Below are 15,380 nucleotides of genomic sequence, written 5' to 3'. Positions count from 1 at the left end.
GGAACAGTTTCGATTAATGGCGTCTGGCTGCGGTTCGCAAGGAGTTTCCTGCTCTCGTTATGCGAATCTTCCGCTGGGCATTATGCGAATCTGTTTGTAGATGACACAAAGCGCGGCGGGGCTTTCCTCGTCTTACTCCACCGTGACCGACTTCGCCAGGTTACGCGGCTTGTCCACGTCGGTGCCACGCGCGCAGGCCGTGTGATAAGCCAGCAGCTGCAGCGGCACCACGTGCAGGATCGGCGAGAGATCGCCGTAGTGCTCGGGCAGGCGGATCACCTGGATGCCGTCGGACGACTGGATCTGCGTGTCGCTGTCGGCAAACACGTACAGGCGGCCACCGCGGGCGCGCACTTCCTGGATGTTGGACTTGAGCTTTTCCAGCAGTGCGTCGTTGGGGGCGACGGTGACCACCGGCATGGCTTCGGTGACCAGTGCCAGCGGGCCGTGCTTGAGCTCGCCCGCCGGGTAGGCCTCGGCATGGATATAGGAGATTTCCTTGAGCTTGAGCGCGCCTTCCAGGGCGATCGGGTAATGCAGTCCGCGGCCGAGGAACAATGCGTTCTCGCGGCGCGCGAAGTCTTCCGACCAGGCGATGATCTGCGGCTCCAGCGCCAGCACGCCATGCAGCGCGGCGGGCAGGTGGCGCAGGTTGGTCAGGGCCTTGGCCTCGGCGTCTTCGGTCAGCAGGCCGCGCACCTTGGCCAGCGCCAGCGTCAGCATGTAGAGCGCGGCCAGCTGCGTGGTGAAGGCCTTGGTCGAGGCCACGCCGATCTCGGTGCCGGCGCGCGTCAGGAAGCGCAGCTCGGTCTCGCGCACCATGGCGCTGGTGGCCACATTGCAGACCGCCAGCGTGTGCACGTGGCCAAGCGCGCGCGCATGGCGCAGCGCGGCCATGGTGTCGGCGGTCTCGCCGGACTGCGAGATCACCACCACCAGCGCGCGCGGATTGGGCACGGTCTCGCGGTAGCGGTATTCGCTGGCGACCTCGACCTGGGTCGGGATCCTGGCAATGCTCTCCAGCCAGTATTTGGCGGTGCAGCCGGAGTAGTAGCTGGTGCCGCAGGCCAGGATCAGCACGCTGTCGATGCCGGCAAAGACCTCGGCGGCGCCGCTGCCGAACAGCTCCGGCGCAATGCTTTCAATGCCTTCCAGCGTGTCGCCCAGCGCGCGCGGCTGCTCGAAGATCTCCTTTTGCATGAAGTGGCGGTACGGGCCCAGCTCCACCGACGCGGCGTGCGCTTCGACCACGCGCGCCTCGCGCTCGACCGGGTGGTCGTCGATGTCGTGGATGGTCACGCCGTCCAGCGTGAGCTCGACCACATCGCCCTCTTCCAGGTAGATGATGCGGTTGGCGGTGCCGGCCACGGCCAGCGCGTCGGAGGCCAGGAAGGCCTCGTTCTCGCCCAGCGCCACCACCAGCGGCGAACCGGCGCGCGCGCCGACCACGCGGCCGGGCTGGTCCTTGGCGAACACGGCGATGGCGTAGGCGCCGTGCAGGCGCTTGGTCACCGCGCGCACCGAGGCAAACAGGTCGCCGCGCGTGGCACTGCTGGGGTAGGTGTAGGCCTGGTGGATCAGGTGGGCAACCACCTCGGTATCGGTCTGCGATTCAAAGCCGTAGCCGACCGCGCGCAGTTCTTCGCGCAACGGCTCGTAGTTCTCGATGATGCCGTTGTGCACCAGCGCGATGGTCTCGCCCGACAGGTGCGGGTGCGCGTTGACGGTATCGGGCTTGCCATGCGTGGCCCAGCGCGTATGCGCCACGCCGGTGAAGCCGGACAGGCCGGAAGCCTGCGTCTGCGCCTCCAGGTCGGCCACGCGCGACACGGTGCGCGCACGCTCGACCGCATCGTCGCGCACGACGGCGACGCCGCACGAGTCATAGCCGCGATACTCCAGGCGGCGCAGCCCTTCGATCAGGACCGGAACGATATTGCGCGTGGAAACCGCGCCGACGATGCCACACATGCTGAACCCCCGTTTGCTGGCGCCCTGCCCGTAGACCTCAGGCGCCGGTATGAATCCTGTGGCGCCGCCTCGCCGAGGCGGCGCGTGCCCTGGCCGCCCGCGGGCGGCCCTCTGACGCTTACTTCTTCGGTTGCTTGACCGGCCGCTGCCAGGCGTCGATGGTCAGCTGCTTGGCCCGCGACAGCGTCAGCTTGTCGGCGGGCGCCTCCTTGGTCAGCGTGGTGCCGGCGCCCAGCGTGGCGCCGCGGCGCACCGTCACCGGGGCCACCAGCTGGGTGTCGGAGCCGATAAAGACATCGTCCTCGATCACGGTGCGGTGCTTGTTCACGCCGTCATAGTTGCAGGTGATGGTACCCGCGCCAATATTGACGCGCGACCCCACCGTGGCATCGCCCACATAAGCCAGATGGTTGGCCTTGCTGTGCGCGGCCACCTGGGCATTCTTGACCTCGACAAAGTTGCCGATATGCACGTCCTCGCCCAGCTCGGTGCCGGGGCGCAGCCGCGCGTACGGCCCGATGCGCCCGGCGGGGCCAACCCTGGCCTCGTCGATATGGCAGAACGGGTGTACCTGGGCGCCGGCCCCGACGGTGCTGTTGCGGATCACGCAATGGGCGCCGATGCGCACCCCGTCTTCCAGGTGCACGCGCCCTTCGAATACGCAGCCGACGTCGATAGTGACGTCGCGCCCGCAGCTCAGTTCGCCGCGCACGTCGATGCGGGCCGGATCCAGCAGCGTCACGCCGGCTTCCAGCAGGCGCCGGGCCTGGTTGCCCTGGTGGATGCGCTCGACCTCGGCCAGCTGCAGCTTGCTGTTGACGCCGAGCGTCTCCCAGATCGCCGCCGGCTGGGCCGAGACAGTCTCCACGCCATCGGCCACGGCGCGCTCGACCGTGTCGGTCAGGTAGTACTCGCCCTGGGCATTGTCGTTGCGCAGCGTCGACAGCCACTTGCGCAGGTGGCCGGTGGGGCACACGATAATGCCGGTGTTGATCTCGCGGATTGCCTTCTCGGCCTCGCTGGCGTCCTTCTGCTCGACGATGCGGACGATGCTGCCCGCGGCATCGCGCACGATGCGGCCATAGCCGGTCGGATCGGGCATTTCCACGGTCAGCACGCCCAAGCGCTGCGTGCCGGCCTCGGCCACAAGTGCCTGGAGCGTGGCAGCGCTGGTGAGCGGCACGTCACCATACAGAACCAACGTGGGCTGGCTGTCGTCCAACAAGGGAAGTGCCTGCATCACCGCATGGCCCGTGCCAAGCTGCTGGGGCTGTTCGGCAAAGGCGATATCGTCGGCGGCAACGGCCTCGCGCACGCGCGCGGCACCGTGGCCGACCACGACCACCAGCCGCGACGGCGACAGCGCACGTGCCGTGTCCAGGACATGCGCGAGCATGGGCCGTCCGGCGACCGGGTGCAGTACCTTGGGCAAATCGGAATACATCCGCTTGCCCATGCCCGCGGCGAGAATGACGATATTCACAAGGAGACCCCTAAGTGAGTGTGTCCGAAAATATTCTTGAAAACGCCAGCCGGGTGTTTGGCGGACTGCGCCGCCGGGCTTGGCGAAAATCTGCGGCCAGGCCTGCGCATAATCCCGCAAACCCTTGCCAGGACTTGGCTGGCAGTCATCTGGGCGCCCCGGTTGCGATGCGCGCCGATTTTAACATGGCGGTTTCTGCGCATCGGACCGTCGTTTCCGAATTTCACAATTGCTGGGCCCGGCGGATTTTCGCGATTCTGGGCGCAGCGGCCTTGTGCGCCTGCAGCGCCATGAAGCTGGGATACCAGCAGGGCGACCACCTGGCGTACTGGTGGATCGACAATTACGTCGATGTCAGCACGGCCCAGGAGCCGCTCACGCGCGAGGCCATTGCGCGCTTTTTTGCCTGGCATCGCAAGGCGCAGTTGCCGGAAATCGCCACCTTGCTGCAGCAGGCCAAGGCCGAGGTGCGGCAACCGGTGACCCCGGCCATGGTCGAGCACTTCCAGGACGCTTCGCAGCAACTGGCGCGCAAGTCGTTCGAACAAGCGATGCCCGACCTCGCCGACCTGTTGCTGACGCTGACGCCTGAGCAGATCGGCCGCATGGAAAAGAAATTTGCCGAGGGCAATGCCAAGTACCGCAAGAAATTCCTGAATCCAGACCCTGCCGAGCGCGAGGATGCGCGCTATGACAAGGTAATGGACTACGCGCGGCTGGTCTACGGCAACTTCTCCAGCGATCAGGAAAAGGCCATCCGCGCCAGGATAGGCCCGGTGGTGCAGAATGCCGAGTCGCGCTACGCCGAGCGCGTCGCCCGGCAGCAGGAATGGCTCAAAATGGTGCGCTACGTGCAGGCCACGCAGCCGCCCAAGGCGCAGGTGATAGACGTGCTGCGCCGCTTCCGCGAATACTGGCAGAACCCGCCGGCCAAGCATGCCGCCAGCCACGAAGCCAGCATCAATGCGGGCATCGCGCTGACCGTGGCCATCGCCAACATGACCACGCCGCAGCAGAAGGCGCACGCGCAAGACCGGTTCCAGAAATGGATCGACGACACGCATGCGCTGATACGCGAGAAGGCAAGCGCCCCGGTGCAGTCGGCGGCGACGAACTGAAACCCTGCCCCAAACGAAGCACGCCCGCGCAAGCGGGCGTTTTTCCATGCGGCGGGCGCTGGCGCTACTGCGTGCCAGCCTGCTCCGCCGGTGCCGCGGCAACCGCGGGCGGACGCTCAAACCGCACGAACTCCATCCGGTTCTCTTCCACGTTGCCGGCAAACATCAGCGGCTGCTGCTGGAAGGTGGTTTCGCCGAACAGTGACGCCTCATCCACCTTGGCCAGGCCGGTGGCCAGCCCGGTGAACGGGAACAGGTCGGTATCGGCCAAGTGCGACGGCACCACGTTGCGCAGCGCCGAGAAGATATTGTCGATACGGCCCGGGTTCTGGCGCTCCCAGTCCTGCAGCATCTCGCTGACCTTCTTGCGCTGCAGGTTTTCCTGCGAGCCGCACAGGTTGCACGGGATGATCGGGAATTCCATGGCGCGCGCGTACGACGCGATGTCCTTCTCCGAGCAGTACGCCAGCGGGCGGATCACGATGTGCTGGCCGTCGTCGGTCGACAGCTTGGGCGGCATCGCCTTCATCTTGCCGCCGAAGAACATGTTCAGGAAGAAGGTCTGGACGATGTCGTCGCGGTGATGGCCCAGCGCGATCTTGTTGGCGCCCAGCTCCTTGGCGGTGCGGTAGATCACGCCGCGGCGCAGGCGCGAGCACAGCGAGCAGGTGGTCTTGCCCTCGGGCACCTTCTCCTTGACGATCGAGTAGGTATCCGCCTCGACGATCACATACTCAACGCCGACCGACTTCAGGTACTCCGGCAGGATGTGTTCCGGGAAGCCGGGCTGCTTCTGGTCCAGGTTCATCGCGATCAGCTTGAACTTGATCGGCGCGCGCTTCTGCAGCGCCATCAGGACCGACAGCATGGTGTACGAGTCCTTGCCGCCACTCATGCAGACCAGCACGGTGTCGCCGTCCTCGATCATGCCGAAGTCGCCGATGGCCTTGCCGGTTTGCGATTGCAGCCTCGTCTCGAGGCGGTAGAAGTTGTTCGAGTGGCTCATGGAGCATCCTGTTGCGTGGCGCCCGCCGGATGGAATGGCCGGCGCGGCGCGAAGGGGCAACATTTTACGTCAGGCGCCCGCAAGCTGCAGGCGCGCAGGCACTGGCGACTCAGGCCTGCTTGATGTGGAATACCTCGACGCCGACCGAATCGCAATCCGGGTAGACATCGGGCTTCTCGGTCGAGACACGCACGGCGCGCACCTTGGGGTGCTTGAGCATGGCGCGCGCCACGTCGTCGCACAGCGTTTCCTGCAGGTGCACATGGCCCTGCGCCATGCGCTCGGCCACGGTGTTGCGCATGAAGTCGTAGTCGACCACTTCGTCGAGCTTGTCGGCCTGCGGGGTGCTCTGCGCCAGCGGCACGAACAGGTCGATATTGATCAGCACCCGCTGTTCGCCCTTCTTCTCGAATTCGTGCACGCCGATATTGATCTGCACTTCGTAGTTGCGCAGGAACATGCGTCGGCAGTCTTGCAGGCTGGGGTGGGAAAGGGCGGCGAGCATGGTCATGAGCGGGCTGCTGAGGGGGAAAAGGAAGCCGCGCCCGGCGGGCGCGGCACATCAGGCACTACGGTATTCGGTTGCTGGCTTCCAGCTTACTCGGTCAGGAACATCACGTCGCGCGCCAGCGGCATCAGGTGCTGGCCGCCGTCCACATACAGCGTGGTGCCGGTCACGGCGCGCGCCTGCGCCAGGTAGGCCACCGCCTGGGCGATGTCCTCGGGCGTTGACGACTGGCCCAGCGGCGTCACGCGGTGCGCGCGGCGGAAGCTCTGCTCGGACTGCTCGCCCGACACCAGCGTGATGCCCGGGGCCACGCCCACCACGCGCAGGCGCGGCGCCAGCGCCTGGGCCAGCTGCACCGTGGCGGTCTGCAGCGCGGCCTTGGACAGCGTGTACGACAGGAAGTCCGGGTTCAGGTTATCCAGCTTCTGGTCCAGCAGGTTGATCACCACGCCGCGCGGTTCGGCGGCCTTGTCCTTGCCGGCGGCAACGCCCAGCGCCTTGTGCAGTTCGCGCGCCAGCAGCAGCGGCGCGGCGACGTTGGTGCGCATATGCGTATCCAGCGACGCATAGGAGAAGCTGGTCGCCACGTCGTACTGGAACAGCGAAGCGTTGTTGACCAGGCAAGCGGGCACGCCCAGCGCGGCGGTGCAGTCGGCCACCAGGCGGCCGGTGGCGGCCTCGTCAGCCAGGTCGGCGCGCAGCACCGCGGCACGGCGGCCCAGCGCGCGGATCTGCGTGGCCAGGGCCTCGGCCTCGTCCACCGAGCGATGGCAGTGCACGGCCACGTCCCAGCCCTGCGCCGCCAGTTCAAGCGCGATGGCGCGGCCCAGGCGGCGCGCGCCGCCGGTCACCAGCGCCACGCCGCGGGCGGTGGCGCGCTGGCTACCAGTCTGGCTATGGGTCTGGTCAGCGGTCTGGCTGGCAGGAGTCTTGGATGCGGGCATTGCTACAATCGCAGGATGCAGAAAGCCGCTAGTTTACCCCTTCCCCCCGCCGACGCGCAGGCCGCGTCCGATACCCTTACGGCCCGCATTGGCGAATCCATCGATGCGGCCGGCGGCTGGATCGGCTTTGACCGCTATATGGCGCTGGCACTGTACGCGCCCGGCCTGGGCTATTACAGCGGCGGTTCGGCCAAGTTCGGGCGCGATGCCCGCGACGGCAGCGACTTCATCACCGCCCCGGAACTGAGCCCGTTCTTCGCGCGCACGCTGGCGCGCCAGTTCGCGCCGCTGCTGGCACAGGGATTGCCGCGCATGCTGGAATTCGGCGCCGGCACCGGCCGGCTGGCGGCGGACCTGCTGCTGGGGCTGGAGCAGGAAGGCCAGTTGCCGGACACCTACGCCATCGTCGAACTCTCGGGCGAACTGCGCGCGCGCCAGCAGGCCACGCTGGCGCAGCGCGCGCCGCACCTGGCGGACCGCGTCACCTGGCTCGATACGCTGCCTGCCAGCTTTGAAGGCGTGATCGTCGGCAATGAAGTGCTGGATGCGATGCCGGTGCAGCTCTATGCACGCAGTGGCGGCCGCTGGCATGAGCGCGGCGTAGTGCACAGCGTAGCGCGCAGCGACGATGCCGCCCCCGCCTTCCGCTTCGAGGACCGCCCGCTGGCCGATGCCGACGTGCCCGAGGCACTGCGCGCCATCCCCGGCGACCACGACCTCGTCACCGAGACCCATGCCGAGGCCGAGGGCTTTATCCGCGCGGTCGGCGCCATGCTGGCGCGCGGCGCGGCCTTCTTTATCGATTACGGCTTCCCGGCGGGCGAGTACTACCACCCGCAGCGCGCCGGCGGCACGCTGATGTGCCACTACCGCCATCACGCGCACCCGGACCCGTTCCTGTACCCGGGCCTGCAGGACATCACCGCGCACGTGAATTTCAGCGGCATTGCGCTCGCCGCGGTGGATGCGGGATTGAGCGTGGCAGGCTTTGCCTCGCAGGCGCGCTTCCTGATGAATGCAGGCATCACCGAGCTGCTGATGGCGCTGGACCCGTCCGACGCCCGCGCCTTCCTGCCGCAGGCCAATGCGGTGCAGAAGCTGCTGTCGGAAGCCGAGATGGGCGAGCTGTTCAAGGTGATCGCGCTCACGCGCGGCCTGGACGACAGCGAACCCATGGACGGCTTTGCCCGCGGCGACCGCTGCCATACCCTGTAACGGCACCGGAGCCGCCATGCTGCGCTGGACCCTGACCATTTTCCTGAGCGTGATCATCCTGTCCGCGGCGCTGCCATGGCTGCAGAAGATCGGGCTGGGACGGCTGCCCGGCGACGTGCGCTTCCGCGTTTTCGGGCGCGAATTCGTGCTTCCGTTTGCGTCGACGATCCTGATTTCGCTGATGGCGCTGGCGATCGGCAAGCTGCTGTAGTTTTCGGAATCACTTCGACGGCAGCGGCACGACCAACTTCAGGAGCGCGCCGGCCAACGATCTACCCGATCCACTCAAGCGCTGGCCTCATTTCATGAATAGGAATCCGCGGGAACACCTCATGGAGTGATGGACCCGTGACATACGGGCACTTCCCCTTTCAGAAACGGGTCCTACGTTGAAGAGAGTGAGGAGGTGATCATGAGAAGCGCATCCACACAACGCTCGCCAGGCGACCGCAGGCCCGCTATCCATTTACGCCATGCCACCGTCTGCGCCCTGGCCGGTCTTGGCCTGGCCGTGTCGGTCCCCGCCGCCGCCAAGGTCGAGGGCGACACCATCATCCTCGGTGCCGCGGTTTCCCTGACCGGCAAGTACTCCACCAATGGCAAGAACACCCAGGACGGCTACAACCTTGCCGTGAAGCGCGTCAACGAGATGGGCGGCGTCAAGGTTGGCGGCAAGGCCTACCAGTTGAAAGTCCTCTACTACGACGACGAATCCACCTCGGCACGCGGCGCGCAGCTGGCCGAGCGGCTGATCAGCCAGGACGGCGTCAAGTTCGTGCTGGGGCCGTACAGTTCCGGGCTCACCAAGGCGATCGCACCAGTGACGGAGAAGTACAAGATTCCGATGGTCGAGGGCAACGGCGCGGACCGCAACCTGTTCACGCAGGGCTACCGCTACATGTTCGCGGTGCTCAACACCTCCGACTACTACCTGCGTTCGGCCGTCCAGCTTGCCGCCGAGGAAGCGCAACGGGCAGGCAAGTCGCCGAAGGACCTCAAGGTGGCCATCGCCATCGAGAACGACAACTTCTCGCAGGACGTGCGCGACGGCGTGGAAGAGGATGCGAAACGCCTCGGCATGAAGGTGGTGATCGACGACAAGCTGCCGCCCGAGCTGAACGACATGTCGGCCACGCTGGCCAAGGTGAAGGCGCTCAAGCCGGACATCCTGGTGGTATCCGGGCATGAGAAGGGCGCGGTGCTGGCGGTGCGGCAGGTGGCGGAGATGCGCATCGATGTGCCGATGCTGGCGCTGACCCACTGCGACTCCGCGCAGATCATCGAGAAGTTCGGCAAGAGCGCCGAATTCGCGGTGTGCGGCTCGCAATGGGACCGCACGCTCAGCTACAAGGACCGCTGGTTCGGCACGGCCGACCAGTACGCGCAGCGCTTCGAGAAGGAGTACCACTACGAGGCGCCATACCAGGCGGCCGAGTCCACCGCCGCGGTGCTGGCCTTCGTCGACGCATTCGAGCGCGCCGCCTCGTTCGATACGGAGAAGGTCCGCGATGCCCTGGCAAAAACCGACCTGATGACGTTCTACGGCCCGCTCAGGTTCGACCAGAGCGGCAAGAACATCGCCAAGTCGATGGTGCTGTACCAGGTACAGGACGGCAAGTTCAAGGTGGTCGCGCCGGGCAAGTGGGCGTCGTCGAAGGTCATCTATCCGGCTCCTGCCTGGGCGCGGCGCAAATAGAGGGCTGCCGCGCGGCCTGACGCAGATGACCAATCTCGCGGTCCTGTTCCAGAGTCCTGAGCTGAACCTGCAGCTCGTAGTGGATGGCCTGCTGGCCGGCGCGATCTTTGCGCTGGCCGCCTACGGCATGGCGCTGGTATGGGGCGTGATGAACCTCATCAACGTGGCCCAGGGCGAGCTGGTGATGCTGGGCGGCTATATCGTGATCTGGCTGGTTGGCAAGGGCGTGCCCGCAATGCTGGCCGTGCCGGTTGCCGCAGCGGTGATGTATTGCGTGGGCTGGGGACTCTATCGCATCGTCATCTTCCGGCTGGTCGAGCGCGATCTCTTTGTCTCGGTGCTGGCCACCTTCGGCCTGAGCATCGTGCTGCAGCAGCTCGCCAACCTTGCTTTCGGCGCCAACGTGCGCACGCTCGATGCGGGGCTGGGCAGCCTGTTGCTGCCGGTCGGACTGGTGGTGCCGAAGATCAAGCTGGCGGCGTTCGCCGCAGCCCTGGCGCTGGGCGCCGGCCTGATGCTGTTCCTCAGGCATTCGCGCCGCGGCCAGGCGATCCGGGCGACCGCCCAGAACGCGCGCGCTGCCCGTGTGCTGGGGGTGGACGCCGATCGCATCTACGCCTCGACCTTCGCCCTCAATGCCGCCATCTGCGGCGCGGCGGGTGGGCTGGTGGCAATGACCTGGATCATCCACCCCTACCTGGGCCTGCCCTATACCGTGCGCGCCTTCATGATCGTGGTGGTGGCCGGGCTGGGCAGCATGCTGCCGGTGCTCGGTGCGGGAGGCGGGCTGGGCATCGCCGAGAACTATGCCGGCTTCCTGCTCGGCACCGAATACCAGACCGCCTTCCTCTACGCGCTGCTGGTGGTGATCCTGGTAAGCCGCAACCTGATGCTGCGCCGGCGGCGCGGCTACCTGCGATGAAGCTGCACCTGCGCGGCGCGCGCCGGTCCGCATCGGATGTTCCCCCCACCTCCCCGGTGGCCTGGCTGGCGCTGCTCGCGGGCAGCCTGGGCGCGCTGATCGCGCCGTGGCTGTTCGCCGGCATCACCACGCAACTGACCTTTCTCTGGCTGATGGTGCTGTTCGCGCTGACGTGGGACGTCATGGGCGGGCAGATGGGCTACAACTCCTTCGGCAATATCGTGTTCTTCGGCGTTGGCGCCTATGTCTGCGCGGTGGTGCAGCGCGACTTCGGGCTGGGCTACTTCGCCGGCCTCGCGGCGGGTACCGGCCTGGCGGCGCTGGTGGCCGTGGCCGCGGCGCTGGCGCTGGGCCCGGCCATGCTGGGCTTGCGCGGCCATTACTTCGCCATCGGCACGCTGGGCCTGGGCATCGCCTGCGCCGATGGCGCCGCCGGCTGGGACTTCATCGGCGCGGGATCGGGCATGACGCTGCCGCTGTTCCCGGGCGCGGCCGGCAGCCGCGAGCCGTTCTTCTACTACGCGATGCTGGTGCTGGCCGTGGTGACCCTGCTGTCGCTGCGCTGGCTCTATGCGCGGCCATTCGGCCTCGCGCTCAATGCCATCCGCGACGACGAGGACAAGGCCGAGGCGCTCGGCCTGCACACCACGCGCTACAAGATCCTGGCCTGGTGCGTGTGCGCCGTCTTCCTCGGCATGGCGGGCGCCCTGACGGGCAACCTGGTGGGCTTCATCGATCCGCGCGAGCTGGCCTTTGCCGGCGCCACCTTCGGCGTGTGGATGGTGGTGATGGCAATCCTGGGCGGCAAGGGCACGCTGTGGGGGCCGGTGATCGGCGCCGCGCTGTTCCACCTGACCCAGGAGCTGTTCTGGACTTACCTGCTGAACTGGCAGCGCGTTGCGCTCGGCGTGCTGATCGTGCTGATCGTGGTGCTGTTCCCGACCGGCATCATGGGCTGGCTGCGCGATTACAGCGCAAACCGCCGCCCCATGACGGGGAGTGCCGCGCCATGACCGACCTGCTTGCGGTGCGCGGCGTCACCAAGCGCTTCGGCGGCGTTGTCGCCAACCATGACATCTCCGTGCAGGTGCCGCACGGCAGCATCGTGGGCCTGATCGGGCCGAACGGTTCGGGCAAGACGACCCTCTTCAATTCGATCGTCGGCTACCACCCGATCGACGGCGGATCGATCGCGTTCGACGGCCGCGAGATTTCGCGGCTGCGCGTTCCCGAGATCGCCCGCCTGGGCCTGGTGCGCACCTTCCAGCAGACGCGGGTGTTCGGCAAGCTGAGCTGCCTGCAGAACCTGCTGGTCAGCGTGCCCCATATGCATGAAGGACTCGCCGCGATGTGCACGCGGCAGGCACCAGCAGTGACGGAGCGGGCCCGGCAGACCCTGCGCATGGCCGGGCTGCAGGACCACGCGGACCAGCGCGGCGCCGACCTGTCGTTCGGGCAGCAGAAGCTGCTCGAGATCTGCATGGCCCTGATGAACGAACCCAGGCTGCTGCTGCTCGATGAGCCGACCGCCGGCGTGAACCCGGTGATGATCGACAGCCTGATCGCACTGCTCACGGACATCAACGCGCGGCTCGGCATCACCCTGCTGGTGATCGAACACAATATGCGGGTGATGATGCAGCTGGCCGGCCACATCTATTGCCTGGCGCATGGCGAGGTGCTGGCGCAGGGATCGCCGGCGCAGATCACCACCAACCGCGCGGTGATCGAGGCCTACCTGGGAGGACAGCCATGAGCAGCGCGCACACCGCCCGGCCGGTTGTCCACGCGCCTGCCGCCGCGCTCGCCGCAGCGCTCTCGCGCCCCCGGCCAACGATCGAGCAACTCGAGCAACTGGCCGGCGGCACGCCGATGGTCGCGGTGGACAACCTGGTCGCCGGCTATGGCGGCATGGAGATCGTGCACGGCTTCAGCCTGCGCGTGGCGCGCGGCGGTTCGCTGTGCCTGATCGGCCCGAACGGCGCGGGCAAGTCCACCGTGCTGCGCGCCATCTACGGCCTGGCCCGGGTCATGTCGGGGACCGTCACCGTGGCCGGCGCGCCGGTCACCCACCTGCGTGCCGAGCGGAAGCTGCGGCAGGCAGGCGTGGCCTATGTGCTGCAGGAGGGTTCGATCTTCCCTGACATGACGGTCGAAGAAAACCTGCTGATGGGCGGGTACCTGATGCCGCACCCGCGCGATGCCAGGGTTGCGGCCGAGCGCATCTTCCAGCGCCATGGCGCGCTCGCGCAACGGCGCGGCCAGCGCGCCAGCGTGCTCTCCGGCGGCGAGCGCAGGCTGCTCGAAATCTCGCGCGCGCTGATGATGGACCCCGCCGTGCTGCTGGTGGATGAGCCCTCGATCGGGCTGGAGCCGCGCTATGTCGATCTGGTGTTCGAACACCTGCGCCAGCTGCAGCAGGACGAGGGCAAGACCATCCTCCTGGTCGAGCAGAACGCCCGCAAGGGGCTCGCTTTCGCCGACCTCGGCTATGTCCTGGTGGCCGGCCAGCTGGCCATGGCCGGAACGGGTGGCGAACTGGGCCGGGATCCGGAGGTCGGCAGGTTGTTTCTTGGCGCCTGAGCCACCGCTGCGGCGCGGTGACGCCGTACAAGGAGATCCAAATGTTCAAGCATCTGCTCGTAGCGGTCGACGGCTCGGACCTGTCCGATACGGCCTACCGCAAGGCCATCGCGCTGGCCAGCTCGATACAGGCCCGCCTTACCGCGATCCAGGTCGTTGCGCACTATGACGTGATGCGCCTGCAGACCGCCATGCTCCAGGAAACCCGGCAACGCTTCATGCAGGAAGCCTACCGGCAGGCCGAGGCCTACCTGGCGACGATCGTGCAGGAGGCCGCCGCGGCCGGCGTGCCCTGCGAAACCGCCTGCCCCACCGGCGACCACATCTTCCAGGCCATCGTCGACGAGGCCGAGGCGAGGAAGTGCGACCTGATCGTGATGGCCTCGCACGGGCGGCGCGGGGTGCAGGCGCTGGTGATCGGCAGCGAGACGCAGAAGGTGCTCACGCACACGAAGATCCCGGTGCTGGTCTACCGCTAGTGTCCTGTTCCGCGAATACCTTGCCATGAAATCGCCCAGTTGGCCGCCATGCGTCGTTGCTCGTCGTTGCCATAGCTACGGCTATGGCGCCTCCTCGCGCCTAGCCTGACAGCCAACTGGACGATTTCACTTTGGCAAGTTATCTGCGCAACAGGACCTAGCGCGCCGGTGCGCCCGGTGCGCTGCGCTCAACCGCCGATGCGCGCCGCCACCGCCGCCACTCGCGCCGCTTGGACACGGTCGCGGATCTGGCCGACGTCATCGCCGCAGGCACGCGCGATCGCGCCGGCGTCGACCGCCGCCGCCGCTTCCAGCGCCGCCAGCAGGCGCGCCGCCTGCGGGTAGGCGCTCGACTCGAAGCCCTTGCGCCCGCGCAGGTCGGCCTCGCAGGCCTGCAGCGCCTCGGCGAAGCGTGCCGGCTTGCGCAGCGCATCGCAGCGCTCGAGCAGGCGCATCACCGCTGCGGCGCTGAACTCGAGCGAGCGGTGGATATTGCCGTGGTCGCGCGCCACCACCAGCGCCAGGTCGCGGCACTCATTGGGTACGCGCAGGCGCACGCAGACGTCTTCGAGCAGCTGCGCGCTGCGCGTTTCGTGACCGATATGGCGCGGCAGCACGTCCGCGGGCGTGGTGCCCTTGCCCAGGTCATGCACCAGCGCGGCAAAGCGCACCGTGAGCGGCGCGCCCATGGCGGCGGCCTGGTCGATCACCATCATCACGTGCACGCCGGTATCGACTTCCGGATGGTAATCGGCGCGCTGGGGCACGCCCCACAGGCGCTCCAGCTCGGGCAGCAGCCGCGCCAGCGCGCCGCATTCGCGCAGCACCTCGAACATGCGCGACGGCTTCGCTTCCATCAGCCCGCGCGCCAGCTCCTGCCAGACGCGCTCGGGCACCAGCGCGTCGACCTCGCCGGCGGCGACCATCTCGCGCATCAGCCGCATGGTCTCGGCGGCAACGCCGAATTCATGGAAGCGCGCGGCAAAGCGGGCCACGCGCAGGATGCGCACCGGGTCTTCGGCAAAAGCGTCGGAGACATGGCGGAACAGGCGCGCGGCCAGGTCACGCTGGCCGCCGTGCGGATCGATGACCGGGCCGGTCAGGTTACCGTCGGCATCGACCGCGCGCGCCATCGCGTTGATGGTGAGGTCGCGCCGCACCAGGTCGTCTTCCAGCGTGACATCGGGCTCGCAATAAAAGGCAAAGCCCTTGTAGCCCATCGCCGTCTTGCGTTCGGTGCGGGCCAGCGCGTATTCCTCTTTGGTGCGCGGATGCAGGAACACCGGGAAGTCCTTGCCGACCGGCTTGTAGCCGGCAGCTTCCATCTGCGCCGGGGTCGCGCCCACTACCACGTAGTCGCGATCCTGGCTGGGCTTGCCCAGCAATTCGTCGCGGATCGCGCCGCCGACGGCATACACCTGCATCGTTCTGGCCTCGTCATGTGCCGGCGCCCGG

15 protein-coding genes are annotated in these 15,380 nt (G+C 67.3%); 9 read left to right on the top strand and 6 right to left on the bottom strand.

Annotation, left to right across the window (positions count from 1 at the left end; all coding sequences use genetic code 11):
* Positions 1–132: 132 nt before the first annotated feature.
* Together glmS and glmU are read right to left on the bottom strand one after the other, a co-directional pair.
* Positions 133–1,971 carry a glutamine--fructose-6-phosphate transaminase (isomerizing) gene (gene glmS, locus AC3WLF_RS16855; RefSeq protein ID WP_492321194.1) on the bottom strand — a complete coding sequence of 613 codons (1,839 nt, stop codon included), beginning with the start codon at positions 1,969–1,971 and terminating at the stop codon, positions 133–135.
* Positions 1,972–2,089: 118 nt separating this feature from the next.
* Positions 2,090–3,454, bottom strand: coding sequence for a bifunctional UDP-N-acetylglucosamine diphosphorylase/glucosamine-1-phosphate N-acetyltransferase GlmU (glmU, locus tag AC3WLF_RS16850; RefSeq protein ID WP_492321193.1), 1,365 nt, complete (start codon positions 3,452–3,454; stop codon positions 2,090–2,092).
* 290 nt (positions 3,455–3,744) lie between these two features.
* Here glmU and AC3WLF_RS16845 point away from each other — a divergent pair, with 290 nt between their 5' ends.
* Positions 3,745–4,572, top strand: coding sequence for a DUF6279 family lipoprotein (locus tag AC3WLF_RS16845; protein WP_492356939.1), 828 nt, complete (start codon positions 3,745–3,747; stop codon positions 4,570–4,572).
* A gap of 64 nt (positions 4,573–4,636) precedes the next feature.
* Here AC3WLF_RS16845 and ttcA read toward each other — a convergent pair whose 3' ends face one another.
* The 3 genes from ttcA to AC3WLF_RS16830 form a co-directional block, all read right to left on the bottom strand.
* Positions 4,637–5,578 carry a tRNA 2-thiocytidine(32) synthetase TtcA gene (gene ttcA / locus AC3WLF_RS16840; protein WP_492352513.1) on the bottom strand — a complete coding sequence of 314 codons (942 nt, stop codon included), beginning with the start codon at positions 5,576–5,578 and terminating at the stop codon, positions 4,637–4,639.
* A 109-nt stretch (positions 5,579–5,687) separates the two neighbouring features.
* Positions 5,688–6,089, bottom strand: coding sequence for a dihydroneopterin aldolase (locus AC3WLF_RS16835; RefSeq protein WP_011614433.1), 402 nt, complete (start codon positions 6,087–6,089; stop codon positions 5,688–5,690).
* Positions 6,090–6,175: 86 nt separating this feature from the next.
* Positions 6,176–7,030: an SDR family oxidoreductase gene (locus AC3WLF_RS16830; protein WP_492340224.1), complete on the bottom strand. Its 855-nt coding sequence runs from the start codon at positions 7,028–7,030 to the stop codon at positions 6,176–6,178.
* Positions 7,031–7,045: 15 nt separating this feature from the next.
* Between AC3WLF_RS16830 and AC3WLF_RS16825 the strand changes: the two genes are divergently transcribed.
* The 8 genes from AC3WLF_RS16825 (at position 7,046) to AC3WLF_RS16790 (ending at position 13,925) form a co-directional block, all read left to right on the top strand.
* On the top strand, positions 7,046–8,245 hold the full coding sequence (locus AC3WLF_RS16825) for a class I SAM-dependent methyltransferase (protein ID WP_492321189.1): 1,200 nt from the start codon (positions 7,046–7,048) through the stop codon (positions 8,243–8,245).
* 16 nt (positions 8,246–8,261) lie between these two features.
* Positions 8,262–8,456 carry a DUF2905 domain-containing protein gene (locus AC3WLF_RS16820; protein WP_492321188.1) on the top strand — a complete coding sequence of 65 codons (195 nt, stop codon included), beginning with the start codon at positions 8,262–8,264 and terminating at the stop codon, positions 8,454–8,456.
* Positions 8,457–8,657: 201 nt separating this feature from the next.
* On the top strand, positions 8,658–9,941 hold the full coding sequence (locus AC3WLF_RS16815) for an amino acid ABC transporter substrate-binding protein (protein WP_492321187.1): 1,284 nt from the start codon (positions 8,658–8,660) through the stop codon (positions 9,939–9,941).
* Between the two features lie 25 nt (positions 9,942–9,966).
* Positions 9,967–10,863: a branched-chain amino acid ABC transporter permease gene (locus tag AC3WLF_RS16810; protein ID WP_035820609.1), complete on the top strand. Its 897-nt coding sequence runs from the start codon at positions 9,967–9,969 to the stop codon at positions 10,861–10,863.
* Positions 10,860–11,876 carry a branched-chain amino acid ABC transporter permease gene (locus AC3WLF_RS16805; RefSeq protein ID WP_492321186.1) on the top strand — a complete coding sequence of 339 codons (1,017 nt, stop codon included), beginning with the start codon at positions 10,860–10,862 and terminating at the stop codon, positions 11,874–11,876. The genes AC3WLF_RS16810 and AC3WLF_RS16805 overlap by 4 nt, the downstream gene beginning before the upstream one ends.
* Positions 11,873–12,619: an ABC transporter ATP-binding protein gene (locus tag AC3WLF_RS16800; RefSeq protein ID WP_492358516.1), complete on the top strand. Its 747-nt coding sequence runs from the start codon at positions 11,873–11,875 to the stop codon at positions 12,617–12,619. Before AC3WLF_RS16805 ends, AC3WLF_RS16800 begins: the two co-directional genes overlap by 4 nt.
* Positions 12,616–13,446 carry an ABC transporter ATP-binding protein gene (locus AC3WLF_RS16795; RefSeq protein ID WP_492321184.1) on the top strand — a complete coding sequence of 277 codons (831 nt, stop codon included), beginning with the start codon at positions 12,616–12,618 and terminating at the stop codon, positions 13,444–13,446. Before AC3WLF_RS16800 ends, AC3WLF_RS16795 begins: the two co-directional genes overlap by 4 nt.
* A gap of 41 nt (positions 13,447–13,487) precedes the next feature.
* Positions 13,488–13,925, top strand: coding sequence for a universal stress protein (locus AC3WLF_RS16790; RefSeq protein ID WP_492321183.1), 438 nt, complete (start codon positions 13,488–13,490; stop codon positions 13,923–13,925).
* Between the two features lie 188 nt (positions 13,926–14,113).
* On the opposite strand, the gene AC3WLF_RS16785 is transcribed toward AC3WLF_RS16790, so the two are convergent.
* Positions 14,114–15,349, bottom strand: a complete 1,236-nt coding sequence (locus AC3WLF_RS16785) for a multifunctional CCA addition/repair protein (protein WP_492358515.1) — start codon at positions 15,347–15,349, stop codon at positions 14,114–14,116.
* Positions 15,350–15,380: the final 31 nt, after the last annotated feature.

The organism is Cupriavidus sp. FW306-01-F10A (assembly GCF_058782785.1).
The sequence above is the reverse complement of the archived record's forward strand: the minus strand, read 5'-3'. Positions and strand labels throughout refer to the sequence as shown.

Excerpts from the sequence above, each read along its gene's own strand:
- AC3WLF_RS16795 (WP_492321184.1), top strand. The coding sequence starts at position 12,616 with ATGAGCAGCGCGCACACCGCCCGGCCGGTTGTCCACGCGCCTGCCGCC.
- AC3WLF_RS16785 (WP_492358515.1), bottom strand. The coding sequence starts at position 15,349 with ATGCAGGTGTATGCCGTCGGCGGCGCGATCCGCGACGAATTGCTGGGC.
- AC3WLF_RS16810 (WP_035820609.1), top strand. The coding sequence starts at position 9,967 with ATGACCAATCTCGCGGTCCTGTTCCAGAGTCCTGAGCTGAACCTGCAG.
- AC3WLF_RS16830 (WP_492340224.1), bottom strand. The coding sequence starts at position 7,030 with ATGCCCGCATCCAAGACTCCTGCCAGCCAGACCGCTGACCAGACCCAT.
- AC3WLF_RS16815 (WP_492321187.1), top strand. The coding sequence starts at position 8,658 with ATGAGAAGCGCATCCACACAACGCTCGCCAGGCGACCGCAGGCCCGCT.
- AC3WLF_RS16800 (WP_492358516.1), top strand. The coding sequence starts at position 11,873 with ATGACCGACCTGCTTGCGGTGCGCGGCGTCACCAAGCGCTTCGGCGGC.
- AC3WLF_RS16805 (WP_492321186.1), top strand. The coding sequence starts at position 10,860 with ATGAAGCTGCACCTGCGCGGCGCGCGCCGGTCCGCATCGGATGTTCCC.
- AC3WLF_RS16825 (WP_492321189.1), top strand. The coding sequence starts at position 7,046 with ATGCAGAAAGCCGCTAGTTTACCCCTTCCCCCCGCCGACGCGCAGGCC.
- AC3WLF_RS16790 (WP_492321183.1), top strand. The coding sequence starts at position 13,488 with ATGTTCAAGCATCTGCTCGTAGCGGTCGACGGCTCGGACCTGTCCGAT.
- AC3WLF_RS16820 (WP_492321188.1), top strand. The coding sequence starts at position 8,262 with ATGCTGCGCTGGACCCTGACCATTTTCCTGAGCGTGATCATCCTGTCC.
- glmS (WP_492321194.1), bottom strand. The coding sequence starts at position 1,971 with ATGTGTGGCATCGTCGGCGCGGTTTCCACGCGCAATATCGTTCCGGTC.
- AC3WLF_RS16845 (WP_492356939.1), top strand. The coding sequence starts at position 3,745 with ATGAAGCTGGGATACCAGCAGGGCGACCACCTGGCGTACTGGTGGATC.
- ttcA (WP_492352513.1), bottom strand. The coding sequence starts at position 5,578 with ATGAGCCACTCGAACAACTTCTACCGCCTCGAGACGAGGCTGCAATCG.
- AC3WLF_RS16835 (WP_011614433.1), bottom strand. The coding sequence starts at position 6,089 with ATGACCATGCTCGCCGCCCTTTCCCACCCCAGCCTGCAAGACTGCCGA.